General features: G+C 65.6%; 20 protein-coding genes. 9 read left to right on the top strand and 11 right to left on the bottom strand.

All coding sequences use genetic code 11. The annotated features are described in order from the left end of the window. Position 1 precedes the first annotated feature (1 nt). On the top strand, positions 2-922 hold the full coding sequence (pucL, locus tag R3P95_RS00175; protein WP_094638994.1) for a factor-independent urate hydroxylase: 921 nt from the start codon (positions 2-4) through the stop codon (positions 920-922). A gap of 10 nt (positions 923-932) precedes the next feature. On the opposite strand, the gene R3P95_RS00170 is transcribed toward pucL, so the two are convergent. Beyond that, the gene (locus tag R3P95_RS00170) at positions 933-1,565 is read right to left on the bottom strand and encodes a DUF2461 domain-containing protein (protein WP_317547081.1); all 633 of its coding nucleotides are present in this window, start codon (positions 1,563-1,565) and stop codon (positions 933-935) included. A gap of 9 nt (positions 1,566-1,574) precedes the next feature. Continuing rightward, positions 1,575-3,143 (bottom strand): PucR family transcriptional regulator, encoded by a 1,569-nt coding sequence (locus R3P95_RS00165; RefSeq protein WP_317547080.1) that lies wholly within the window; start codon positions 3,141-3,143, stop codon positions 1,575-1,577. A gap of 213 nt (positions 3,144-3,356) precedes the next feature. On the opposite strand from R3P95_RS00165, the gene R3P95_RS00160 reads away from it, so the two are divergent. After that, on the top strand, positions 3,357-4,169 hold the full coding sequence (locus R3P95_RS00160) for an FAD binding domain-containing protein (RefSeq protein WP_317547079.1): 813 nt from the start codon (positions 3,357-3,359) through the stop codon (positions 4,167-4,169). Further along, positions 4,166-6,880: a molybdopterin-dependent oxidoreductase gene (locus tag R3P95_RS00155; RefSeq protein ID WP_317547078.1), complete on the top strand. Its 2,715-nt coding sequence runs from the start codon at positions 4,166-4,168 to the stop codon at positions 6,878-6,880. Before R3P95_RS00160 ends, R3P95_RS00155 begins: the two co-directional genes overlap by 4 nt. Here R3P95_RS00155 and R3P95_RS00150 read toward each other — a convergent pair. The 3 genes from R3P95_RS00150 to R3P95_RS00140 form a co-directional block, all read right to left on the bottom strand. Next, a complete protein-coding gene (locus tag R3P95_RS00150; protein ID WP_317547077.1) occupies positions 6,852-7,289 on the bottom strand; it encodes an Lrp/AsnC family transcriptional regulator in 438 nt (145 codons plus the stop codon). The two genes, R3P95_RS00155 and R3P95_RS00150, sit on opposite strands and share 29 nt — an antisense overlap. Before the next feature lie 81 nt (positions 7,290-7,370). Beyond that, entirely contained in the window at positions 7,371-8,081 is a 711-nt protein-coding gene (locus tag R3P95_RS00145; RefSeq protein ID WP_068051435.1) for a CPBP family intramembrane glutamic endopeptidase, read from the bottom strand. Further along, complete coding sequence (locus R3P95_RS00140) at positions 8,081-9,265, bottom strand: NAD(P)H-binding protein (RefSeq protein ID WP_317547076.1); 1,185 nt, start codon at positions 9,263-9,265, stop codon at positions 8,081-8,083. The genes R3P95_RS00145 and R3P95_RS00140 overlap by 1 nt, the downstream gene beginning before the upstream one ends. 54 nt (positions 9,266-9,319) lie before the next feature. Between R3P95_RS00140 and R3P95_RS00135 the strand changes: the two genes are divergently transcribed. After that, on the top strand, positions 9,320-9,925 hold the full coding sequence (locus tag R3P95_RS00135; protein ID WP_317547075.1) for a ribulose 1,5-bisphosphate carboxylase large subunit: 606 nt from the start codon (positions 9,320-9,322) through the stop codon (positions 9,923-9,925). A 10-nt stretch (positions 9,926-9,935) separates the two neighbouring features. On the opposite strand, the gene R3P95_RS00130 is transcribed toward R3P95_RS00135, so the two are convergent. Both R3P95_RS00130 and R3P95_RS00125 read right to left on the bottom strand, forming a co-directional pair. Next, entirely contained in the window at positions 9,936-10,457 is a 522-nt protein-coding gene (locus tag R3P95_RS00130; protein WP_317547074.1) for a DnaJ family domain-containing protein, read from the bottom strand. A gap of 106 nt (positions 10,458-10,563) precedes the next feature. Next, positions 10,564-10,815 (bottom strand): modification methylase HgiDII, encoded by a 252-nt coding sequence (locus tag R3P95_RS00125; RefSeq protein ID WP_068051442.1) that lies wholly within the window; start codon positions 10,813-10,815, stop codon positions 10,564-10,566. Positions 10,816-10,911: 96 nt separating this feature from the next. Between R3P95_RS00125 and R3P95_RS00120 the strand changes: the two genes are divergently transcribed. From R3P95_RS00120 to R3P95_RS00105, 4 genes are all read left to right on the top strand, one after another. Next, complete coding sequence (locus tag R3P95_RS00120) at positions 10,912-15,489, top strand: ATP-dependent helicase (RefSeq protein WP_394855363.1); 4,578 nt, start codon at positions 10,912-10,914, stop codon at positions 15,487-15,489. Between the two features lie 38 nt (positions 15,490-15,527). Then, positions 15,528-16,301, top strand: a complete 774-nt coding sequence (locus R3P95_RS00115) for a DNA-formamidopyrimidine glycosylase family protein (RefSeq protein WP_317547073.1) — start codon at positions 15,528-15,530, stop codon at positions 16,299-16,301. 108 nt (positions 16,302-16,409) lie between these two features. Further along, positions 16,410-16,760, top strand: a complete 351-nt coding sequence (locus R3P95_RS00110; RefSeq protein ID WP_068051448.1) for a YciI family protein — start codon at positions 16,410-16,412, stop codon at positions 16,758-16,760. Further along, positions 16,757-18,013 (top strand): RNA polymerase sigma factor, encoded by a 1,257-nt coding sequence (locus R3P95_RS00105; RefSeq protein WP_317547072.1) that lies wholly within the window; start codon positions 16,757-16,759, stop codon positions 18,011-18,013. The genes R3P95_RS00110 and R3P95_RS00105 overlap by 4 nt, the downstream gene beginning before the upstream one ends. A 148-nt stretch (positions 18,014-18,161) precedes the next feature. Here R3P95_RS00105 and glpD read toward each other — a convergent pair whose 3' ends face one another. The 3 genes from glpD to R3P95_RS00090 all read right to left on the bottom strand — a co-directional run bounded on the left by glpD (position 18,162) and on the right by R3P95_RS00090 (position 22,787). After that, a complete protein-coding gene (glpD, locus tag R3P95_RS00100; protein WP_149405403.1) occupies positions 18,162-19,892 on the bottom strand; it encodes a glycerol-3-phosphate dehydrogenase in 1,731 nt (576 codons plus the stop codon). A gap of 131 nt (positions 19,893-20,023) precedes the next feature. After that, positions 20,024-21,244, bottom strand: a complete 1,221-nt coding sequence (locus R3P95_RS00095; protein WP_317547071.1) for an aminotransferase-like domain-containing protein — start codon at positions 21,242-21,244, stop codon at positions 20,024-20,026. A gap of 139 nt (positions 21,245-21,383) precedes the next feature. Beyond that, positions 21,384-22,787, bottom strand: a complete 1,404-nt coding sequence (locus tag R3P95_RS00090; protein WP_068051456.1) for an NAD(P)H-quinone dehydrogenase — start codon at positions 22,785-22,787, stop codon at positions 21,384-21,386. A gap of 181 nt (positions 22,788-22,968) precedes the next feature. Here R3P95_RS00090 and R3P95_RS00085 point away from each other — a divergent pair, with 181 nt between their 5' ends. Then, complete coding sequence (locus R3P95_RS00085) at positions 22,969-23,433, top strand: gamma-glutamylcyclotransferase (protein ID WP_037188123.1); 465 nt, start codon at positions 22,969-22,971, stop codon at positions 23,431-23,433. Between the two features lie 5 nt (positions 23,434-23,438). On the opposite strand, the gene R3P95_RS00080 is transcribed toward R3P95_RS00085, so the two are convergent. Next, the gene (locus tag R3P95_RS00080) at positions 23,439-23,903 is read right to left on the bottom strand and encodes an SAM-dependent methyltransferase (RefSeq protein WP_317547070.1); all 465 of its coding nucleotides are present in this window, start codon (positions 23,901-23,903) and stop codon (positions 23,439-23,441) included. Positions 23,904-23,909 lie beyond the last annotated feature (6 nt).

Below are 23,909 nucleotides of genomic sequence, written 5' to 3'. Positions count from 1 at the left end.
CATGACCGACCTGACCGGAAAGATCGTCCTCGGATCCAATCAGTACGGCAAGGCCGAGAACCGCGTGGTGCGGATCTATCGCGACTCTCCCCGGCACGAGATCCACGACATCAACGTGTCGAGCGCTCTGCGCGGCGACTTCTCGCCCGCGCATCTGGTGGGAGATCAGTCCAACGTGCTTCCCACCGACACCCAGAAGCAGACCGCGTACGCGTACGCGAAGACCAAGGGGTTGCTGCATCTCGAGAGCTACGGCCTCGATCTCGCTCGGCACTTCGTCGACGATGTGGAACCCGTCGAAGGGGCCCGCATCGAACTCGAGGAGTACGCCTGGGCTCGCGCGGTGATCGACGGCGTCGAGCACGATCACACGTGGACCCGCAAGGGTGAGGAGATCCGTACGTCGGCGGTGACCGTCGAGGGTAAGGGCGACGCGCAGCAGACGTGGGTGATCAGCGGCTTCAAGGAGATGGTGATTCTCAAGTCCACGGGCTCGGAATTCCACGGATTCCTCGAAGATGACCTGACGATTCTCGAACCCACCACCGACCGGGTGATGGCGACATCGCTGACCGCGCAATGGCGATACACCACCACCGACGTCGAGTGGGACGCCGTGTACGCGGGTGTGAAGGCGGCGATGATCGAGCGGTTCGCCAATCTGCAGTCACTGGCCCTCCAGCAGACTCTGTACGCCATGGGCGAGGCGGTGCTGGAGAAGTATCCGTTCATCGCAGAGATCACGATGTCCGCACCGAACAAGCATCACTTCGTCTACGACCTGGGCAGGTTCGGCATCGAGAACAATCTCGAGGTGTTCAACGCGGACGACCGGCCGTACGGTCTGATTCAGGCAACCGTCGAGCGTGAGGATGCCCCGGACGCCGGAAGTGCCTGGCGGACATACTCTGTCGTCGGATAGAGCGCTGCGCTCACGTGTGCAGCGCCGCAGTCCACTCCACCAACGGGGTCAGGGCTCGCCAGGCATCGCGCACCTTCGTGGCGGCCTTGGGTGTCTCCAGCCACGCGGGCGAGCCGAAATGCTTGCCCGCGGTGAGTGACTTGTGGCGCAACAGGTCGATGCGCGGGTGTTCCAGCTCGTATCCCCGCGGCTTGGTCTTGAGCTTGCCGCCGCCGATCTCGTATCCGGCCTTGGTCAGCGTCGCCAGAATTCGCTCGAGTTCGGCACCGCGGACGTCGTCGTCGACGGTGCGGCGGTAGCGGGCGACACCCTCGGTCGAGGAGTTGTAGAAGCCGCCTGCGACGAACAAGCCGGCGGGGTCGATCTGGACGTAGTAGCCGAGACTGTCCCCACGAGCGACGAATCCACCCTGATGGGTCTTGTACGGCGTCTTGTCCTTCGAGAAACGGACATCGCGGTAGGGGCGAAACACCTTGGCGCTGCCGAATTCCGGTTCGAGGGTCGCGAGCAATGCTGTCATCGGCCCCTTGACCGCGCTGTCGTAGACCTCCTTGTGCTCGCTCCACCAGAGCTTGCTGTTGTCGGCTTCGAGGTCCTCGTAGAAGTCCAGGGCAGCGAAGGGTATTCCGGTGAAGCCAGTCATTCCTCGATCCTATGCGGCCCCGGTGGCCGACGAACGAGGGATGGATTGAAGCGCGAGGTAGACATCGAGCCGGTCCGAGGTGGAATTCAGATCCCGGCCCAGCAACTCCTCCACTCGCTTGATTCGGTACCGCACGGTGTTGAGGTGGACGTGCAACGACTCGGCCGTCCGGTTCCACGATCCACCGGTCGCCAGGAATTCGCGGAGGGTGTCGGTGAGTCCGGCATCGGTGCGCCGGTCGTAGTCGAGCAGTGGAGCGAGAACGTGTTCGACGAACGACCGACGCACGTCGTCCGGCAGAGCCGAGAGCATCGACACCGCCGAGGTCAGTTGCGCACCCGCGGTGACGGTCACCGGGCTTGACCCTTGTCTGCTGACTTCGAGTGCGTGCCGGGCCGATCGCAGCGCGCCGTCGATGGTGATCCCGGTCGCCTCGGAGCTGACCCCCACGAGCAGACGGCTGTGCCCGATGCCGGAACCCAAGCGAGTCAATCGAGTTCGCAGGGTCTGTGTGAAATCAGGATCGTCGGTGTTCACGACAGCGACGATGTCGCCGTGCGTGCTGCACCCGACGCATCCTCCACCGAAGGAGGTGAGTGTGTCGCTGAGAACCGTGCGCAGCATCTCGCGCAGGTCGATCCGTCCGCTGTGAACGACTCTGACGACGACCAGCGAGCGGTCCGGGTCGACGCCTGCCTGACGCAGCCGCGTCAGGGCCTCGGGTCTGGTGCTGTCGGCCTCGATCAACGCCACTGCCTGGTCGGCGATTTCGCGTCGGACCAGTCGCCCCTCCTCGCGTCGAGCACGATCGAGCGCGGCGATGGCCGCGAGCTGGCCGAACGCATCGGCGATGGCGGGTGGGAACGTCGCCACGTCTCCCGCCACCGCGAGGAACCATCGTGTGGTCCGCTGCGCGAGCGCAGGCCCGACACCGAAGATGCTGTACACACCTCCGTCACTGAGAGTGGTTGTCGTGGGCAGCCTTTCGGAGGACAGCGCAGCGTGCGTCAGAGTATCCACGTCGGCATCGGAGAACGCCGAGACCTCGGCCACCAGCCGGCGTCCGGTCGCCGTGAAGATCAGACACGCCATCCCGGTTTCCCTGGAGGTGTGCAGGGCCAACTCGTCGAGCGCTCTGCCGTCCGCGATCGCGGTGAGCAGCTGGCGTTGCCGAACGAGCGAGCTGTTCAGCGAGGCTATGCGATCTCCGGTGACACGGCCGACGAGAAACTCCGTCACCTCGCCGAACGAGACGGTCTCGGGTACCGCGAGCAGGGGTAGTCCGTGCCGCTCGCACGCGTCGATCAAGTCGGGTGGAACGTGGCCGAGCAACCCTTCACCGGCGGCCAGTGCCGAAGCCCCCGAATCGGCGACGGCCCTGACGAACATCTCACTGTCCGCGGGCGTTCGATGCCACACGAGACCGGTGATGACCAGCTCGCCACCCGCGATGTAGCGCGACGGATCGGGCAGATCGGTCGTGTACGTCCAGCGCAGCGTGCGGCCGAGGGCGTCGGTATCGGAGGTGAGCAATCGAATGCCGAGCTGCGTGGCGTCGAGCAAGTCCTTGACCTGCACTGCTGTCCCTCCCCCGGCCCTGGCTGAGCGTGCTCGAAACAGCTGAGCTCGTAGGAAAAACAGTATGTGTGGGTTGTTTCGTGCGAGTTTCGGGCGTATCGCCGAACGACCGAAGATCGGTAACAGATACTCACTACAGTTCGAAGGGACACATCGGGTGTCGGATCTGTCGGCGTGGTGGATCTGCCGGCGAGAACGAGGTGAACGAAGGCCATGGATCTCGGCACTGTCGACGACATTCTGCTTCCCGGCTCCCGCGCGGACCTTCCGCCCGGACGCGCGGACACCGCCGTCCTTGCCGGCGGTACCTGGCTGTTCTCCGAGAAGCAGGACCACCTGGCCACCCTCGTCGATGTCACCGCCTTGGGCTGGGAGCCGTTGACCGTCACCGAGACCGGGCTCGAAATCGCTGCCACCTGCACCATCGAGACTTTGGCGCGCTACACCTCTCCGTGGCCGGCCACCGCATTGTTCCCCCGCTGCGCAGCAGCATTGTTGGCCTCGTTCAAGATCTGGAAGACCGCCACCGTCGGCGGCAACATCGCGCTGGCCCTGCCTGCCGGAGCGATGATCTCGTTGACCGCCGCTCTCGACGGTGTCGGGCAGGTGTGGTCGGGTGATGGGCCCGATCACGACTACCGCATCGCCATCGCGGACCTGATCACGGGCCCGCACGCCAACGCCCTTCGACCGGGAGACGTGCTGCGCAGCATCGATATTCCGCTGCACGCACTTCAGTCCAGAACGGCGATGCGCAAGCTCGCACTGTCACCACTCGGGAGATCGGCCGCCCTGGTGATCGGACGGGTCGACGACGGCGGCGAATTCGTTCTGACCGTCAGCGCGTCGACCGTCCGTCCGTTCGTTCTGCGTTTCCCCGGCCTGCCGACGGCGGACGAACTCGACGACGCGCTCGCCGCCACCATCGGTCCCCAGCACTGGTACGACGACCCCCACGGGGCTCCGGACTGGCGTCGACACATCAGTTGCACTGCAGCGCAGCAGATTCGCGAGGAGTTGTCATGATCGTAGACATCAACGGTGTGCCGACCGATGTCACTCCGCGGCCCGGGCAGTGCCTGCGCACCCTGCTCCGCGAACACGACCACTTCGAGGTGAAGAAAGGGTGCGACGCAGGCGACTGCGGCGCATGCTCGGTGCTCGTCGACGGCGAACCGGTGCACTCGTGCATCTTTCCCGCGTTCCGTGCCGCCGACCGGTCCGTCACCACCGTCGCGGGACTCGGTACACCGGACGACCTCCATCCGATGCAGAGCCGATTCGTCGAAGCCGCCGGTTTCCAGTGCGGATTCTGCACTGCGGGAATGGTCGTCACCGCCTCGACGCTGACCGAGGAAGATCTGGACGAGCTTCCCGAACGGCTGAAGGGAAATCTGTGTCGCTGCACCGGATATCGCGCCGTGTCCGACGCCGTCTGCGGGGTGGTCAACACCGAGAAGTCCGTCGACGGTCCGGCGTGTGGACGGTCGCTCGCGGCACCCGCCAGCACGCGCATCGTCACCGGAACCGAGCCCTACACACTCGACCACACCCCTGCCGGGTTGCTGCACGCCAGTGTTCTCGGAAGTCCACACGCGCATGCGCGGATCGTCTCCGTCGATACCACCGCGGCAGAGCAGGTGCCGGGGGTGCACCTGATCCTGACTGCGAAAGACAGTCCGGCGACGGCATTCTCGACGGCCCGCCACGACCGCCGCGTCGACGATCCGGACGACACCCATGTTCTCGATACCGTCGTGCGCTTCATCGGCCAGCGAGTGGCGATCGTTGTCGCAGAATCGGTGGCAGCGGCCGAGGAGGGGTGCCGCGCTCTTGTCGTCGAGTACGACGTGCTGCCTGCAGTGTTCGATCCGGAGTCCTCGCTCGCACCCGATGCGCCGAAGATCCACGGCGACAAGGACGCGACGGCGCGAATCGCGGATCCGTCTCGCAATCTGGTGGCCGAGCTGCACGGCAGTACCGGAGACGTCGACGCTGCCGTTCGCGACGCGGCGGCGGTGGTCACCGGCCGCTGGACCACGCAGCGGATTCAGCATGTGCACCTGGAAACACACGGCACCATCGGTTGGTTGGACGAGACCGGAAAACTGAATCTACGCACCAGCACTCAGGTTCCGTTTCTGGTGCGCGACGAGATCTGCGAGATCTTCGGTTTGGCACGCGATCGTGTTCGCGTGTTCACCGCGCGCGTCGGCGGCGGATTCGGCGGCAAGCAGGAGTTGCTCACCGAGGACGTGGTGGCGCTGGCGGTACTGCGTACCGGTCGACCGGTGCAGTTCGAGTTCACGCGTACGGACGAGTTCACCGTGGCACCGTGCCGCCATCCGTTCCGCGTCGACGTCACGGCCGCCGCGAGCGCCGACGGCACGCTGACCGCCCTGTCGATCGACGTTCTCACCGACGCCGGTGCCTACGGGAACCACAGTGCAGGTGTGATGTTCCACGGCTGCGGCGAGTCGGTGGCGATCTACCGGTGCGCCAACAAACGGGTCGACGCAAAGACGGTGTACACCAACAACATCCCGTCCGGAGCTTTCCGAGGCTACGGTTTGGGACAGGTGATGTTCGCGATCGAATCGGCGATGGACGATCTGGCGCGAGAGATCGACGTCGATCCGTTCGAGTTTCGCAGACGCAACGTGATCGTCCCCGGCGACGACATCGTCGCCGCCCACCACGAGGGAGACGACCTGCAGTTCGGCAGCTACGGCCTCGACCAGTGCATCGACCTTGCCGAAGCCGCTCTGCGACGAGGCAACGGCGAGCACGCACCGGAGGGCTGGAAGGTGGGCGAAGGAATGGCGGTGGCCATGATCGCGACCATTCCCCCGCGCGGCCACCGCGCCGAGACCTCGGTGGCACTACTACCCGAGGGGCGGTACGAGATACGCGTCGGGACTGCGGAATTCGGCAATGGAACCACCACCGTCCACACTCAGATCGCGGCGAGCGAACTGGGCACGTCCGTCGATCGCATCGGAGTCGATCAATCCGACACCGACTCGGTCACATACGACACGGGCGCATTCGGTTCGGCGGGCACCGTGGTGGCAGGCAAGGCCCTGTATGCGGCGGTTCGCGCGATGTCGGCTCGGATCCTGGATCTGGCCGCCACCGCGACCGGACACCGAAATTCGGACTGCGCACTCGGACCGGAGGGCGTGCGCTGCGGAGATCGCTTCGTCACCCTCGACGACATTCTGGCGATGGCGGGAGGCACCCTCGTCACCGCAGGCAACAGTGGCGGGCTGCCGCGTTCGCTCGCGTTCAACGTGCACGCGTTCCGGGTGGCGGTGCACGAGGACACCGGCATCGTGAAAATACTGCAGTCGGTGCAGAGCGCGGACGCCGGAACCGTGATGAACCCGCAGCAGTGCCGTGGTCAGGTCGAGGGCGGCGTCGCACAGGCGATCGGTAGCGCGCTGTACGAGGAGATCCGCACCGACGGTGCCGGTCTGGTCACCACCGATTCGATTCGTAGCTACCACGTTCCGCAGTTCGCGGACATTCCTCGCACCGAAGTTCTGTTCGCCGACACCTACGACCGTCTGGGCCCGTTCGGCGCGAAGTCGATGAGCGAGTCTCCGTACAACCCCGTGGCACCGGCTTTGGCCAACGCCATTCGCGACGCCGTCGGTGCCCGGCTGTACGACCTACCCATGTCGTCGGACCGCGTCTGGCGGGCAGTCAGCGGTCGTAGAACGTCTGCAGAATGATCGTGCTGCGCGTCTGCACGTTGGCGGTTGCCCGGATCTCCTGCAGCAGGCGTTCGAGCGCCCTCGGCGATTCGACTCGCACCAGCAGAACATAGCTTTCCTCACCGGCAACCGAGTGACACGACTCGATGGCCGACAGATGCTTCAACCTGGCGGGGGCATCGTCCGGTTGGGCCGGATCGATCGGAGTGATGGCGACGAATGCCGACAGCGGACGGCCGAGGGCCTCCGGATCGACCTGGGCCGTGTATCCACGGATGACGCGCCGGGACTCCAGCCGTCGAACCCTCGATTGAACGGCGGACACGGACAGGGAAGCCTTTACCGCCAACGTCGCCAAAGTAGCGCGTCCGTCGGAGACAAGCTCGTCGATGATCAAGCGATCGACGCGATCGAGATTTTCACTCACCTGCGCAATGTAGCCCAGATCCGAGACGAATCAGCGGCCACATCCGTTTCTGCTGGTCGAATCGGTGCTTGTGCCTCTTTTTCACAGGAACAGAGGGGGTAGGGCGAGGACCATGACCGCCGACCAACTGACGTGCGTGAGAATCGGAGCCAGGATTCCGCCGGACGCACGCCTCTGCAGACCCATCACGTAACCGAGCAGGACAGCCGCGAAGCCCAGCATCGGATTGCCGGATGCGAGGGTGGCAATGGCGTAGATGACGGTGGAGATGATCACCGGATGCTTGACCCCGATGGCCGAGTACAGGGCTCCCCGGAAGAAGATCTCCTCGGCGACGCCGTTGAGCAGCGCGATGAAGACGATCAGAACCAGTGACCCCACCCGGGCGTGTGCGAGCACGTTCTCGGTGAAGTCGGCCAGCGGCGGAATCTGCCGAACCACGAGTCCGCCGAGCAAGAAGACTCCGCCCACGGCGAGTCCGATCAGGATGGGGGTGACGATCGGCCGTCTGATCGACCCGCCGACCTGGATACGGCCCAGGTGCAGTGGTCCGGACGCAAATCCACCGATCGTCCAGACTGCGGCCAGCACCAGCGTCAGCGCATAGAACGTCGGGTCACCCGGCTCCGTCTTGAGCGAGAAGTACAGCACCGTCGCGCCGATCACCAAGGTGATCATCACGACGATTCGGCGCTTGCGAAACGCTGCGTCGGACTGTCGGTGATCGCGCTCGACCGGATCGACCAGAGCGGACTTCATCACGTTGAGCGCGGTCGTGGACCACGTTCCCATCACGCCTCCTCGGTATCGGTCAGTCGGCGTACGGCCGACCTCGCGCGTCGATTCACGTCGGCTATCACGTCGAGATTGGTGCGCACCGCTGCCGCGACGGGCTTGGCGTACAGCAGTCGACGCCCGCCGAGGGCTTCGATCAACCCCCAGGTGCGGTCCGAGGATGCCGCGACACCGCGACGCCTGATCCCCAGAGCGTCACCGCCGCTCCAGGCCGCGTCGGTGCTCGCGAGCCGAAGCGGATCCTTCAACGCACACACACCGGGAGGGTCACCGACCATTCCCCGCACACTACGGGCCATGGCGTCGGCAATCGTGGTGAGACCTCGGGGAGGGTCGGGCACGAGTTCACGAATCCGACTCTCCGACGTCGTCATCGTGTTGTGCAGCGACCCGACGAGATCTTCGGCGAGTCCCGCGGGAACCGGAATGATCTTTCCGATGACCTTGCCTGCGAGCGAGGTCGGCACCAGCGGCACCGGAACGCCGATGCGCTGGAGGCCGGCAGCTTCGACGTACGCGAACACCAGATCTCGATACGGCACCACATCCGGCCCACCGATGTCGTAGGAACCCGCCGGGACTGCATCGGTGTCGGCGCTTGCGAGCAGATAGTGCAGCACGTCGTCGACGGCGATGGGCTGCACGGGCTCGGCGAGCCAACTCGGCAGCGGCAGCACCGGCAAGCGGTCGGCGAGGTAGCGCAACATCTCGTACGACGTCGAACCTGCACCCAGGACGATGGCCGCTCTGAGCCAGACCAACTCGACGCCGTCCACCGTCAGAGCCTCGCCGACGTCCGCCCGGCTCGCGAGGTGCTCCGACAGCTGGTCGTCATCGGGTACGAAACCACCGAGGTAGACGATTCGGCGTACTCCCGCCCGCGCCGCCGCCGCGGCGAAATGCTCGGCGGACCGCCGGTCCTGCGCGCGGTAATCGGACTCGCCGATGGCATGCACGAGGTAATAGGCCACGTCGATGTCGCCGGACTGCGCGAACGCGGCAGCGCAGGACTGTTCGTCGGTGACATCGAGCGAGACTGCGGTGACGGAGTCGAAGAAGTCGAAGGTCCGCAGGTTGTCCGGCGTTCGGGAGCCGACGACGACCTCGAACTCGTCGGCCAGCAGAGCTGCCACCAACCGCGACCCGATGTACCCGCTGGCACCGGTGACGAGAGCTCTCATGCTTCGAGGCTAACGGCACTCGGGGCGTTGTGTCGGTGTGGCATTGTCGCTCCTATGGCTCTGGTCTTGGCAGGTGTGGTTCTCCCCGATCCCCTCGGTACCGAAACTGTGCTCCGGCGAGGAGTCGCGGTCGCTCGGGCCGGTGCGGGCTGGATGCTCACCACGACCGCTTTCGCGCTTACCCTGCCCGGCCGAATCGAAGCACTGCTGACGCGCATTGAGACGTTGATGACACGTATCGATCACGTGATCGACTCCGCCGACGCCGTGGTCGCCAGCGTGCAGCGGACAACCGGGGCCGCGGACGAGGTGGTCGCGTCGGCGTCGGTCGCCTCACACACCGCGCTGGAGCTGATCGAGTTGTTCGATCCAATCGCCAAGAAGTCCGAGCCCATGGCCCGCAAGTTCGTCGACAACCTGTCCGAGGAGGAAGTCGACGCCGCAATCGCGATGGTCGATCAGCTCCCCGGACTCCTCGATCACATGGAAGCGCTGCTTCCCATTCTCGCCACCCTCGACACGGTGTCCCCCGAGATTCACGAACTCCTCGGAGTCACCAAGGACGTTCGGCGCGCGGTCATCGGCATTCCGGGATTCAAGTTCTTCCGCAATCGCGGTGAGGACAAGCTGAACGAGGAGCTACGAGACGAAGAGAACTAGGCGCTCGGGCTCAACGCCCCCGGGCGATGCTCGTACGTAGTCGCGTCCACCAGGACGGTGGGTTCGAACCCGCCGGATTCGTTGGTGTGGCGGGCGACTGCGCCGCATGCTCGCGGGCCAGTCGGTCGACCTCGGCGCGGTTGATCCGCCAGCTCTCCATCCAGTTCTCGACGTCCACCGGGCCGAGCGGCACGATCGGCGGCGTCGGGAACCGAATCCAGTCGACGATGCGAGCGTTCAACTCGTCCAACACCTCTCGTGCCGAATCCTCGCGCCGAATGCCGATCAATGTCGACGGCAGCCGCTCGATCTCCTTGCGCAGCTGCAATGCAGTGGGTAGCAAGGCGTCGGCGGGCAGGTTCTCCCGTTTCAGGTAGCCCCGCACCCACCACAGCTCGTCGCCGGGATCGCCGACCGGGATCGGCTTGCCGGTGCCCTCGAGGCCCTCGAACGCACCGTTGTCCTGCGCCTCGCGAATCTGCTTGTCCACCCAGGACTCGAACGTGACTCCTGGTTTCTTGCGTTCGGTCACCCCGTCGACTGTAGATCCGGTGCCGGGCTCCGCGCCACGGCTGCGAACACGACGAAGCCCCGACCCACGTAGGCGGGCCGGGGCCGGTGTCGCGCAGCGGTGCTGGTCAGCCGTACTCGGCGACCAGTCGATCGAATTCCTCGCGGTCGATGACCTGAGGCTCGTTGATGGCGAGAGCCTGCGCGTATTTGCTTGCCAGGTGGTAGTCGCGGCCGAGTGGCCCGTGCTCGGCATCGTCCTCGTCGGACTGGATGCTCGCGCCCGGAGGCACCTCGTTCTGCAGGCCGTTGGTCTTGCTGCCGAGCAGAGCGTCGAGTTTCGCGGAAATCTTCTGCATGATCTCTTGGTCGTCGGTCATGGGGGCGGTGTACCCGAATCGCTCGAATCGACACCGCCGCACGCTCGGGGAACGGCGTGAGGGTTATCTGTCGGTGCCCGGGGGCATGATGATGGGATGGCCAGGCAGAGTACGGGCACCGACGCAGCGGGCGAGCTGTCGGTGATGCAGAAGTTGTCGCGGCCGACCCGGGAATGGTTCACCGGCGCTTTTCCCGCTCCGACGTCCGCGCAGTTGGGCGCGTGGTCGTCCATCTCGAGTGGTTCGCACACCCTCGTGGTTGCTCCGACGGGTTCGGGTAAGACGCTCTCGGCCTTCCTGTGGGCCTTGGACGAGCTTGCGCAGCTGGGTGCGGACAGCACCCGCAAGACCAAAGTCCTCTACATCTCGCCGCTCAAGGCCCTTGCCGTCGACGTCGAGCGGAACCTGCGCGCTCCCCTCGTCGGCATCACCCAGACCGCCAAGCGCCTCGGCCTGAACCCACCGGAGATCTCGGTCGGTGTGCGATCCGGCGACACCAGCGCCGCCGACCGCAGGAACATGATCAAGACGCCGCCGGACATCCTGATCACCACCCCGGAGTCGCTGTTCCTCATGCTCACCTCGGCCGCGCGAGACATCCTCGCCGAGGTCGACACCGTCATCGTCGACGAGGTACACGCCGTCGCAGGCACCAAACGTGGCGCACACCTCGCAGTGTCTCTCGAACGACTCGACGCGATGCTGGACAAGCCGGCTCAACGCATCGGCCTGTCCGCGACGGTGCGACCCCACGAGGAGGTCGGCCGATTCCTGGCCGGTGCCGCTCCCATCGAGATCGTCGCTCCGCCTGCACCGAAGACGTTCGATCTGACGGTCCAGGTGCCGGTCGAGGACATGACCGAACTGGGCGTCACCGACCCGAATGCGGACACCTCGGCCGCTCCCCCGGCGCAGGGATCCATCTGGCCCCACGTCGAGGAGAAGATGGTCGATCTCATCCTCGAGCACAAATCGTGCATCGTCTTCGCCAATTCTCGACGTCTCGCAGAGCGGCTGACTGCGCGGCTCAACGAGGTGTACGCCGAACGGATCGGCGACGGCGTCGAGACCGAGCACAAACCGCCCTCGCAGGTCGGCACTCCCACCGACGTGAACCACGGTGCCGATCCGTTGCTGGCCCGGGCCCACCACGGCAGTGTCAGCAAGGATCAGCGCGCGCTGATCGAAGACGATCTCAAGACCGGCAGGCTGCGCTGCGTCGTCGCCACCAGCAGCCTCGAACTCGGAATCGACATGGGCGCAGTCGATCTGGTCGTCCAGGTCGAAGCGCCGCCATCGGTGGCGAGTGGGTTGCAACGCGTCGGACGCGCAGGTCACCAGGTCGGCGAGATCTCCAAGGGTGTGTTGTTCCCCAAGCACCGCACCGACCTGATCCACTGCGCCGTCACCGTCGAACGCATGACGTCGGGCAAGATCGAGGCGTTGTTCGTTCCCGCCAATCCACTCGACGTGCTGGCGCAGCAGACCGTGGCGGCATGTGCCCTCGAACCGATCGACGCCGAGGACTGGTTCGATTCCGTCCGTCGCACAGGCAGTTTCGCCACCCTGCCCCGATCTGCCTACGAGTCGACTCTCGATCTGCTCTCGGGCCGCTACCCCTCGGACGAGTTCGCGGAACTACGGCCGAGGCTCGTGTGGGACCGCGACGCCAACACTCTCACCGGCCGTCCCGGGTCGCAGCGACTGGCCGTCACCTCCGGTGGCACCATCCCGGACCGCGGCCTGTTCACCGTGTACATGGTGGGCGAAAAGCAGTCCAGGGTAGGCGAACTCGACGAGGAGATGGTCTACGAATCGCGAGTGGGTGACGTGTTCGCTCTCGGTGCCACCAGCTGGCGGATCGAGGAGATCACCCACGATCGGGTGCTCGTCAGCCCGGCGTACGGCCAACCCGGCCGGCTCCCCTTCTGGCACGGCGACGGCCTGGGCCGGCCGGCCGAACTCGGCCGAGCCCTGGGCGAGTTCCTGCGCAGCACCACCGATCGCAGCAACTTGGCCGACCGGCTGAGCTCCGACGGTCTCGACGCCAACGCCGTCAACAACCTCATCGCATTGCTCGACGAGCAACTCGAGGCCACCGGCCAGCTCCCCACCGACAAGACGATGATCGTCGAGCGGTTCCGCGACGAACTCGGTGACTGGCGACTGGTTCTGCATTCCACCTACGGCCAGCAGGTGCACGCGCCGTGGGCGCTCGCAGTCGGCGCGAGGCTGATCGAGCGGTACGGCATCGACGCCGCCCCCACCGCATCCGACGACGGCATCATCGTCCGGCTTCCCGACACCGACGACCAGCCACCGGGCGCAGAACTGTTCGTCTTCGAGCGCGACGAGATCGCCGACATCGTCACCGAACAGGTCGGCGGGTCGGCTCTGTTCGCATCGAGATTCCGCGAATGTGCCGCTCGCGCACTGCTTCTCCCCCGCCGCAACCCGGGCAAGCGAGCGCCGCTGTGGCAGCAGCGCCAGCGTTCGGCCCAGCTGCTCGACGTGGCACGCAAATACCCGACGTTCCCGATCCTGCTCGAGACCGTCCGTGAGTGCCTGCAAGACGTCTACGACCTCCCCGCCCTCGAGGACATCCTGGCCAGAATCGGCCGACGCCAGATCAGAATCGTCGACGTCGAGACGCCGTCACCGTCCCCGTTCGCCAATTCGCTGCTGTTCAACTACGTCGGCGCATTCATGTACGAGGGCGACAGCCCGTTGGCCGAACGCCGAGCCGCCGCACTGTCACTCGACTCGGCGCTCCTCGCCGAGCTGCTCGGACGCGTCGAACTGCGAGAGCTGCTCGACGACAGCGTCATCACCACCACCGAACTCGAGCTACAGCGCCTCCCCGAGGACCGCCACGCCAAGGACATCGAAGGCGTCGCGGATCTGCTGCGACTGCTCGGTCCGCTGACCGTCGAGGAAGTCGGCCTTCGAACCGACGGCGACGAATACCCGCAGTGGCTCACCGAACTCGCCGATGCCAAGCGGGCGATGGAGGTCTCGTTCGCAGGCAAGAACTGGTGGACGGCGATCGAGGACGCCGCTCGGCTGCGCGACGCATTGGGCGTGCCGCTTCCCATCGGAACTCCGGCCGCCTTCATCGAACCCGTCGACGATCCGCTGGTGGACCTGATCAGCCGGTACGCCCGAACACACGGACCGTTCACCCTCGACGACGCGGCGGCGCGCTTCGGGGTGGGCACCGCCGTGGTACGCGACGTCCTGCGCAGACTCGCCGTCGACAAGCGCGTCGTCGAGGGCGAATTTCGGCCCGGAGCCACCGGCAGCGAATGGTGCGAGGCCGAGGTCCTGCGACGTTTGCGGCGCCGGTCGCTCGCTGCGGCCCGGCAGGAGATCGAACCCGTCTCCACCGCCACCCTCGGCCGCTTCCTGCCGGCGTGGCAGCACGTGGACAGCCGACGCCTGAGCGGAATCGACGGCGTCGCGACCGTCATCGAACAGCTTGCGGGCGTTCCTGTTCCGGCATCGGCCTGGGAATCACTCGTACTCTCGTCGCGGGTGACGGACTACAGTCCGGCGATGCTCGACGAACTGACCTCCACCGGAGAGGTGTTGTGGTCGGGGCACGGCGCGATCTCCTCGAAGGACGGCTGGGTGAGCCTGCACATGGCCGACACCGCTCCGCTGACCCTCGTGCCCGCTGCCGAATCCGACCTGTCGGAGTTGCAGATTCGCATTCAGGACGCCGTTGCGGGCGGCGGCGCGTACTTCTTCCGCCAACTTTCCGACACCGTCGGCAGCACCGACGACACCGCTCTGCAGGCCGCCCTGTGGGAGTTGGTGTGGGCGGGCCGTCTGAGCAACGACACATTCGCCCCGCTGCGCGCGCTGTTGAACTCCACGACCACCCGCTCGGCCCCGAGCCATCGAGCACCGCGTCGCACACCGCGGTTGCGCTCGTACCGGCAGTTCGAGCGGCCATCCCTGCCCACCCGCACCGGACCCCCGACCGCGGGTGGACGATGGTCGAGGTTGCCCGAGCTCGAACCCGACCTGACCGTCCGCGCCCATGCGACCGCCGACGTACTGCTCGAACGTTACGGCGTGGTGACCCGCGGTTCGGTGATGAACGAGGGCGTGCCCGGCGGATTCGCCACGATGTACAAGGTGCTCACCGGATTCGAGGATTCCGGTCGCTGCCGTCGCGGCTACTTCGTCGATTCCCTCGGCGGCGCACAGTTCTCCACCTCCGATGTGGTGGACCGGTTGCGCAGCTACGACGAACCGAAGAAGAACGCCACCGCCGTCGTGCTCGCGTCCTGCGATCCGGCCAACCCCTATGGCGGAGCACTGCCCTGGCCGAAAGCAGGCAGCGGCGAGGCCGGTGTCGGAGACAAGCCGGACGAAACGACGAAGCACCGGCCGGGTCGCAAGGCCGGTGCACTGGTGGTCCTCGTCCGGGGCGAATTGACGATGTTCGTCGAACGCGGCGGAAAGTCGGTGCTGACGTTCGGTGAGAACACCGAGGACATCGGCGCTGCAGCAACCGCTTTGGCGGCCACCGTTCGCCGCGGCGGAGTCGACAAGCTACTCGTCGAGCGGATCAACGGTCACGACATTCACAGCACGGACTTCTCCAAGACCCTGACCGAGGCCGGTTTCTCGGCGACCCCACGCGGCCTTCGTCTGCGTCGCTGAAGCACCGCAATACTCCCCAGGAACGAGAGAGGACACCGATGCCCGAGGGCGATACCGTCTGGCGCGCTGCCAACACCCTGCGCGCCGCACTCGAGGGCAGGCAGCTCACCACCTGCGACATTCGCGTACCCCGTTACGCCACAGTCGACTTCACCGGAGAGACCGTCGATTCCGTCGCCTCACGCGGTAAGCACCTGCTGATCAGAGTCGGCGGCTACGTCATTCATTCGCATCTGAAGATGGAGGGCACCTGGCACGTCTATGCACCCGGCGCTCGCTGGCGTCGCCCGGCGTTCCAGGCGCGGATCATCTTGAACACCGCCGACGCGCAGGCCATCGGTTTCGAGCTCGGAGTCCTCGACATCGTCGAGGACGAGGACGAGGTTGTCGGCTATCTCGGACCGGATCTACTCGGTCCCGACTGGGACCCAGTAGCCGCCCTGACCAATTTGGAGTCGGATCCGGCTCGTCCCGTTGGACTCGCGCTGCTCGATCAGCGCAACATCGCCGGGCTCGGCAACGTCTATCGAAACGAGATCTGCTTTCTGCGTGGAATCGACCCGCGTACACCGGTCGGCGACGCCGGTGACCTGAAGAAGACGATCGACCTGTCCTATCGATTGATCATGGCCAACAAGGATCGAAACCAGCGCGTCACTACCGGGGATCGACGCCCGGGCCGACATTTCTGGGTGTACGGGCGCGAGAACAAGCCATGCCGACGCTGCGGAACCACCATCGAATTCGGCTTCATCGGTGACAACCCACTCGAGGAACGGCAGATCTACCACTGCCCGCACTGCCAGAACTGAGGTCTGGCGAGATTGTCCGGTCCATGGTGTCCTTTTCGACGAACCTCGTTCGTCCTTCGTGTGTAGGTCGACGAACGGCGCCGACCACGACGATTCCAAGGAGACCTCATGACCACGTACGCAGCCATCGTCTACACCCATGACGCCGACTGGACCTCGCCCGAGGTCGCGGACGAGATGGCCGAATACGGTGCATTCAGTGCCGCGGCCGGACCCGCGATCATCGGCGGAGCGGTCCTTCACCCCACCTCGACCGCCACCACGGTGCGCGTGTCGGGCGGGAAGGGAGGTGACGTCCTGACAACGGACGGTCCGTTCGCCGAAGCAAAAGAGGTACTCGCGGGGTTCTTCCTCCTCGAGGCACAGGACCTCGATGCCGCGATCGCACTGGCCGCACAGATCCCAGCGGCATGGAACGGAGCAATCGAAGTACGGCCGATCATCCCGATGGCTCAGTGAGCACACCGGCCGAGCACCTGGCGGCCGTGGTCCGTGACGAGGGTCGCCGAGTGCTGGCGACCCTCGTGCGCACCACCGGCAGTCTTGCCGTCGCCGAGGACGCAGTCTCCGAGGCTGTGGTGACCGCCCTCGCTCACTGGCCTCGATCGGGTGTCCCCGACAATCCGCGCGCCTGGCTCACGACCGTAGCTCGAAACAAGGCACTCGACATCATCAGACGCGAGGCCGGGCGCACCACGAAGGAACGAGAGGCGGCGGATCTCGCCGTGCTGAAGCAGAATTGGAGCGAGAGCGACGAGTCCGCGATCGCCGACGATCTGTTGCGGTTGGTCTTCACCTGCTGTCATCCGACGCTCTCCGTCGACGCCCAGGTGGCACTGAGCCTGCGCACGCTCTGCGGGCTCGCCACGTCCGACATCGCCCGATTGATGCTCGTGCCCGAGGCCACCATGGCCAAACGCCTCACACGCGCGAAGAAGAAGATCGCCGCTGCCAACATTCCGTATCGAGTACCGGATTCGGCAGAGTTACCGCAACGACTCGACGCTGTGGCCACCACGGTGTATCTGATGTTCACCGCCGGCCATCTCGGGGGCGAGACGCTGGTGCGGCCGCAGCTGTGCGACGAGGCACTTCGGTTGGCCCGCTTGCTGATCGACCTGATGCCGAACGAGCCGTCACTCCAGGGGCTTCTGGCCCTCATGCTGTTCACGGACTCGCGCCGGGCGACCAGGACCGATGAATCGGGCGGCCTCGCCAGGCTGGAGGATCAGGACAGATCTCGGTGGAATCGAGAGGCTATCGAGGAGGGTGCTCGGTTGATGGACAGTGCACTGCGTCGCAACGACTCTCGGCCCAGCCGCTACACCGTCCAGGCAGCCATCGCAGCATGTCACTCCACTGCAGCGACCTACGCCGACACCGATTGGTCACGAATCGTCATGTTGTACGACGCGCTCGTGGTTGTGGAGAACACCCCGATCGTGGCACTCAACCGCGGTGTCGCCGTAGGGGAAAGCCAGGGTCCTGCCGCCGGGCTCGATGCACTCGACGCCATCGATTCTCTCGGCAGCCACTACCTGTGGCATGCCTGTCGAGCTGTGATGCTCGATCGCCTGGACCGCACGGAAGAGGCCGAGAACGCACGAACGGCTGCGCTTGCTCTCGACCCGTCGCTGGTCGAGAGGGCGTATCTCCGGGCGCAGCTCGCGCCGTCCTCGCGCCCTGTCGAGCAAAGACGGGAAGAAACCTGAAAGCTCGCTGTCAGGTGCGGCCAAGCCTGTTCACAGCTTCGCCGATCACCATGGATCGTATGTTGACACTTGCGATACTCACCCTGCTGATCATGGCCGTGTCCGGCGCGACCGCGGCTCGTGCACCCCGGACGCTGGTTCGACTGCGCTAGATCGTGCGAACAGGTTCGAGGATTTCCTGGCGGGCCTCGGGAGCGACGACTCGCAGCGCGTCTGCCGATTCGTCGTCGGGCTGGCGCTGCGACTCGATCTCGGCTTCCACCCGGGCGCGGTAGGTCTCGACCTCACGGTCGACCATGGCCTCGTCCCAACCCAGCACGGGTGCGATCAACGCGGCCACCTGACCCGCGCAGTTCATCCCGCGATGGGAGTACTCGATGGAAATCCTGGTACGACGCGAGAGCACGTCCTCGAGATGGAGTGCGCCCTCGGCTGCTGCGGCGTACACCACCTCCACCTGAAGGTAGGCCGGCGCATCGGTGAGTGGTTGCAGCAGTTCGGGTTTGCCGTCGGCCATCGCCAGCACCTCGTCGATCAACGAACCGTATCGATCGAGCAGATGCGTCACCCGATGTGGATGCAGCTTGTACATCTCGCCCAGATGCGGTGCCTGATTGACCAGGGCGAAGTAACCGTCGGCACCGACGAGGGGCACCTTCTCGGTGATCGAGGACGCCACTCGCACCGGGATGTCCTCCGCCGCCAGATCGACGGCGTCCTCGGCCATGACTCGGTAGGTCGTGTACTTGCCGCCTGCGATGGCGATGAGTCCCGGGGCCACCCGAGCGACCGCGTGCTCGCGAGAGAGCTTGGAGGTCTCGTCGCTCTCGCCTGCCAGCAGCGGCCGCAGGCCCGCGTACACACCGTCGATGTCCGCGTGGGTGAGCGGCGTGACGAGCACGCCGTTGACCTCGCCCAGGATGTAGTCGATGTCGGCTTTGGTGGCGGCCGGGTGCGCCAGATCGAGATTCCAGTCGGTGTCGGTGGTACCGATGATCCAGTGCGCACCCCACGGAATGATGAACAGCACCGACTTCTCGGTGCGCAGAATGATCGCGGCCTCGCTGACGATTCGATCCCGCGGCACCACGATGTGCACGCCCTTCGAGGCGCGTACGCGGAAGCGTCCGCGCATGTTGGACAGCGACTGAATCTCGTCGGTCCACACGCCGGTGGCGTTGATCACCACGTGTGCCCGCACCTCGGTGGTGGCACCGGTCTCCGAATCACGCACGCGCACACCGGAAACCCGGTCGGCCTCACGCAGGAAGCCGACGACCTGGGTGGAGGTTCGCACCACTGCGCCGTAATGAGCGGCCGTCCTGGCGACGGTCATGGTGTGCCGGGCGTCGTCGACGACGGTGTCGTAGTACCTGATCCCGCCGATCAACGATTTGCGTTTGATCCCGGGCGACATCCGCAGCGCACCGGATCGAGTCAGGTGCTTCTGCTGCGGCACCGATTTGGCCCCACCCATCCGGTCGTACAGAAAAATCCCCGCGGCGATGTACGGACGCTCCCACAACCGGTGCGTGAGCGGGAAGAGGAACTTCAGCGGCTTGACCAAGTGCGGTGCGAGCGTGGACAGGGAGAGCTCGCGTTCGTGCAGGGCCTCACGGACCAGTCCGAACTCGAGCTGCTCGAGGTATCGAAGCCCGCCGTGGAACATCTTGGACGAGCGAGACGACGTTCCCGACGCGTAATCCCGCGCCTCGACCAGCGCCACCTTCAGTCCGCGCGTCGCCGCGTCGAGGGCCGCACCGGAGCCGACGACGCCACCGCCGATCACCACCACGTCGAACTGCTCGGTTCCGAGCTGGTCCCACGCCTCCACCCGCTGGTCGGGTCCGAGGAACTTCGTATTCGATCGGTTGCTCATCTCGAACGCTCCATATCCATCGAAAATCCCCGCATTGCTTGCACGTCAGGCTACCGCCCCAGGTCCTCGAGGCGCAGAACCTGCCGTGGTCGAAACAGTCCGGTCGAAGCAGTCGGGTCGGGGCAATCAGATCAGCGCACCCGAGTCGACGCCGTGTGCGCGGCACCCAATCGTCGCACTGCCTCTGCCAGCACGGCCGGGGTCGATCCGGCGAAGCTCAACCGCAGCGAGTGACGGTACTGCGCATCCGAAGCGAACGCCGTGCCCGGCACGAAGGCAACTCCGTGATCGAGCGCCGCGTCGAGCAACTCACCGGTGTCGGTTCCGTCCCGGAAGGTGGCCCAGGCGAACATGCCACCCTCGGGGCGCGAGACGGTGAGCCGATCACCGAATTCGGCGCCGAGAGCATTCGTCAATGCCGTTGCACGGCAGGCGTACTCGCGCCGCAGAACGACCAAGTGCGCATCGAGCCACGCGGTGTCGGCGAGCATCTCCGCTGCCATCAGCTGCGTCATCGAGGATCCACACAGATCCGCGCCCTGCTTGAGCAGTTCCACCGCCGCACAGATGCTGAGCGGGGCGACGAACCAGCCGACACGGAGCGTCGGAGCGAGGATCTTCGACGCACTGGAGAGTCGAATGACGCGATCGCTGTGGCACGCGATCGGCAGCGGCGGAACGCCGATATCGGATTCCGTTGTGTCGAAACATATCTCACCGTACGGGTCGTCCTCGATGACCCAGAACCCGTAACGATCCGCGAGCGCCGCGAGGTGGCGTCGACGCTGCTCGCTCATCGTGACTCCCCGCGGATTGTGAAAGTTCGCGACAGTGTGGACCACCGCGGGACGCAGCCCCGCCGCCAGTCTGCGTTCGAGTTCGTCGGTGTCCATTCCGGTATCGGTGATCGGAATGGACTCGATGCGCGCTTCGGCGATCGAGAACACCTGCAGCGCACCGGTGTACGCGGGTTCGTCGACCACGACGACAGCACCGGGGTCGATCAGGGCCTGCGCGAGCAACGTCAGGGCCTGTTGCGAACCGTGCGTCACGATGACGGACTCGACCGGAACGGGCATTCCCCCGCGCGTGAGCGATTCCCTGGCTGCAACGACGCTACGCAGAGTGCGGTGGCCGGATGTCTCGCAGTACTGCACCGCGTCGGGGCGACGAAGCGCAGCCTCTGCTGCTGCGGCGATGCGGTCGATCGGTATCAGATCGGTGGCCGGTAGACCTCCGGCGAGGCTGATCACATCGTCGCGTGCAGTCAGAGCCAGGAGGTCACGGATGGCCGAGCTGGTGAGCGATTCGGTGCGGGTGGCCAGGCCGGCGGGACGGTACGTAGTGGACATGAGAGAGGCTCCGGGGCAGCAGGAATGGGGAGACGGCCCGCGGATCCGCTGAGTCGAAGAAGGAGCGGACGGGTGTGTCCGCTCCTTCGACTGTCTCACGTGCTACCGAGATATGAAACGCATTTCTCACATCATGAGATCAGTCCAGATCGTCGTGCGCCATCAGCTGACGCGCGGCCTCGATGACCGAACCGGACAGCGACGGGTACACCGAGAACGTGTTCGCCAGGTCGTTGACCGAGAGGTTGTTCTGTACCGCCATCGCGATGGGCAGAATCAGCTCCGACGCACTCGGGGCGACCACGACGCCACCGATGACGACGCCGGTCGCCGGGCGGCAGAAGATCTTCACGAAACCACGCTTGAGTCCGCTCATCTTGGCTCGCGGGTTCGTGGTCAGTGGCAGCATCACCACGCGCGCCGGTACGTCACCGGCGTCGATCTTGGACTGCGCGACGCCGACCGACGCGATCTCCGGCCGAGTGAACACCGCCGAGGCCACGGTCTTGAGCTTGATCGGGCTGACGGCCTGTCCCAGTGCGTGATACATCGCAATGCGTCCCTGCATCGCCGCAACCGAGGCCAGCGGCAGCAGACCGGTGCAGTCACCGGCCGCATAGATACCGGCGACAGCGGTCCGCGAGACGCGATCCACCCGCAGGTATCCACCCTTGTCGAGTTCGATGCCCACCTTCTCGAGTCCGAGACCGGAGGTGTTGGGCACCGAGCCGACGGTCATCAGGGCGTGGCTGCCCTCGACGGTGCGGCCGTCCGACAGCGTGACCAGAACGCCGTCGTCGGTGCGAACGACCGAATCGGCGCGGGCGTGCTTGACGAGGGTGACGCCGCGCTCGTTGAACGCGTCCTCGAGCACCAGAGCGGCGTCCTCGTCCTCGTGCGGAAGGACGCGGTCGCGGCTCGAGACCGCGGTGACCTTGACGCCCATCTCGGTGTAGGCCGAGACGAACTCGGCACCGGTCACACCGGATCCGACGACCACCAGGTGCTCGGGGAGGGACTCGAGATCATAGAGCTGACGCCAGTTGAGGATGCGTTCGCCGTCGGGCTCGGCTCCCTTGACCACACGGGGACGGGCACCGGTCGCGATGAGCACGACATCGGCATCGAGGATGCGCTCTTCGCCGTCGGCGAGCACCGCCTTGATCTGATGCGAGGCCATCCCGACGTGAGAGTCGATCATCTCGGCGCGTCCGGCCAACAGCTCCACGCCGACGGAGGTGACGCGGTGGGCGATGTCGGAGGACTGCGCCTGCGCGAGGCTCTTCACACGGTCGTGAATCTTCGGCAGCGCGACGGCCGCCTGCGACGGATCGAGGGAGATACCGAGGTCGCTGGCTCGACGCATCTCGGTGCGAATGCCGGTCGAGGCGATGAACGTCTTCGACGGCACGCAGTCCCAGAGAACGCAGGCACCGCCGATACCGTCGGAATCGACGAGCGTCACCTCTCCGCCGTACTGTGCGGCAACCAACGCTGCTTCGTACCCTGCCGGACCACCACCGATGATCACAATCCGGGTCATTGATCCTCTTCTCGCATGCTCGAAATCTCTCGCTGTGTCGCGTCAACGGTATTCCAGAGGCTGCCCTCGCGCGTCGGTAGGGCTGGCTTGCCTTGCCCCGTAGAAGGGCGGACCTGCGGCGACGCACCGAAACACGACCACGAGGCGTCAGTGTGCACCGATACGGTTTAGGCTGGCCGACGTGCCAATTTATGCCGCCTACGGATCCAACATGCATCCGGAGCAAATGTTGCAGCGATGCCCCCACTCGCCCCTGTCGGGAACCGGGTGGCTGCACGGATGGCGGTTGACCTTCGGCGGTGGCGACATCGGTTGGGAAGGCGCGCTGGCCACGGTCGTGGAGGATCCCGACTCGCAGGTCTTCGTCGTGCTCTACGACGTGTCCGAGGAGGACGAGGAGAGCCTGGATCGCTGGGAGGGCTCGGAACTCGGTATTCACCGGAAGATCCGGCTGCGCATCGAGACTGGCCGGGAGCCGGTGCTCGCCTGGATGTACGTGCTCGACGCCTACGAGGGCGGCCTGCCGTCGGCACGCTACCTCGGCGTCATGGCAGAGGCAGCCGAAATCGCCGGTGCCCCAGCCGAATACGTGCGAGACCTACGAACCCGCAACAGCCGCAACGTCGGTCCCGGTACCGCCTCGTAGTTCGATCAGAAGTAGTTCTTCATCACCGACGCCACCCACGTCGGTTCCTTCACGTCTTCACGCTCGGGAACCATGGACTGCAGGAACGGCTTGACATCGAACACCGGTGTGCCGTCGATCGCGTCGAGACCTCGGACTCGGATGCGCAGTCCGTCCACGTCGACGATCACGCACCGCGACACCCCGAGATGATTGGGCCGGTCCTTGACCCGTTGAGCGAGGACTCCCACCCGAGGAAGCGTCGTGTCACCGCGGGGGTTCCGAGAACCGGTGGTCGTCTCGGCCGGATCGCACAGGTGGAAGCCGTAGACCACTTCGAGGTGGGAGAATTCCGCGAGACCGAGGGTCGAGTCGGCGTCGAGCACACTGTCGTGAAGGTCGAGGACGGATTCGACCGATCCCCAATTGTCGTCCATCACCTCGGCGCGTTCGGATCTGACGATCCCGATCGGCGACACCTCGAACGTCATCTCGTC

It is taken from the genome of Rhodococcus cercidiphylli, assembly GCF_033042225.1.
Taxonomy (GTDB): Bacteria; Actinomycetota; Actinomycetes; order Mycobacteriales; family Mycobacteriaceae; genus Rhodococcoides.
This window is presented reverse-complemented; position numbering and strand designations above follow the sequence as displayed.

Coding starts and splice junctions, on each gene's coding strand:
- pucL (WP_094638994.1), top strand. CDS start 2: ATGACCGACCTGACCGGAAAGATCGTCCTCGGATCCAATCAGTACGGC.
- R3P95_RS00170 (WP_317547081.1), bottom strand. CDS start 1,565: ATGACTGGCTTCACCGGAATACCCTTCGCTGCCCTGGACTTCTACGAG.
- R3P95_RS00160 (WP_317547079.1), top strand. CDS start 3,357: ATGGATCTCGGCACTGTCGACGACATTCTGCTTCCCGGCTCCCGCGCG.
- R3P95_RS00155 (WP_317547078.1), top strand. CDS start 4,166: ATGATCGTAGACATCAACGGTGTGCCGACCGATGTCACTCCGCGGCCC.
- R3P95_RS00145 (WP_068051435.1), bottom strand. CDS start 8,081: ATGGGAACGTGGTCCACGACCGCGCTCAACGTGATGAAGTCCGCTCTG.
- R3P95_RS00140 (WP_317547076.1), bottom strand. CDS start 9,265: ATGAGAGCTCTCGTCACCGGTGCCAGCGGGTACATCGGGTCGCGGTTG.
- R3P95_RS00135 (WP_317547075.1), top strand. CDS start 9,320: ATGGCTCTGGTCTTGGCAGGTGTGGTTCTCCCCGATCCCCTCGGTACC.
- R3P95_RS00125 (WP_068051442.1), bottom strand. CDS start 10,815: ATGACCGACGACCAAGAGATCATGCAGAAGATTTCCGCGAAACTCGAC.
- R3P95_RS00120 (WP_394855363.1), top strand. CDS start 10,912: ATGGCCAGGCAGAGTACGGGCACCGACGCAGCGGGCGAGCTGTCGGTG.
- R3P95_RS00115 (WP_317547073.1), top strand. CDS start 15,528: ATGCCCGAGGGCGATACCGTCTGGCGCGCTGCCAACACCCTGCGCGCC.
- R3P95_RS00110 (WP_068051448.1), top strand. CDS start 16,410: ATGACCACGTACGCAGCCATCGTCTACACCCATGACGCCGACTGGACC.
- glpD (WP_149405403.1), bottom strand. CDS start 19,892: ATGAGCAACCGATCGAATACGAAGTTCCTCGGACCCGACCAGCGGGTG.
- R3P95_RS00095 (WP_317547071.1), bottom strand. CDS start 21,244: ATGTCCACTACGTACCGTCCCGCCGGCCTGGCCACCCGCACCGAATCG.
- R3P95_RS00090 (WP_068051456.1), bottom strand. CDS start 22,787: ATGACCCGGATTGTGATCATCGGTGGTGGTCCGGCAGGGTACGAAGCA.
- R3P95_RS00080 (WP_317547070.1), bottom strand. CDS start 23,903: ATGACGTTCGAGGTGTCGCCGATCGGGATCGTCAGATCCGAACGCGCC.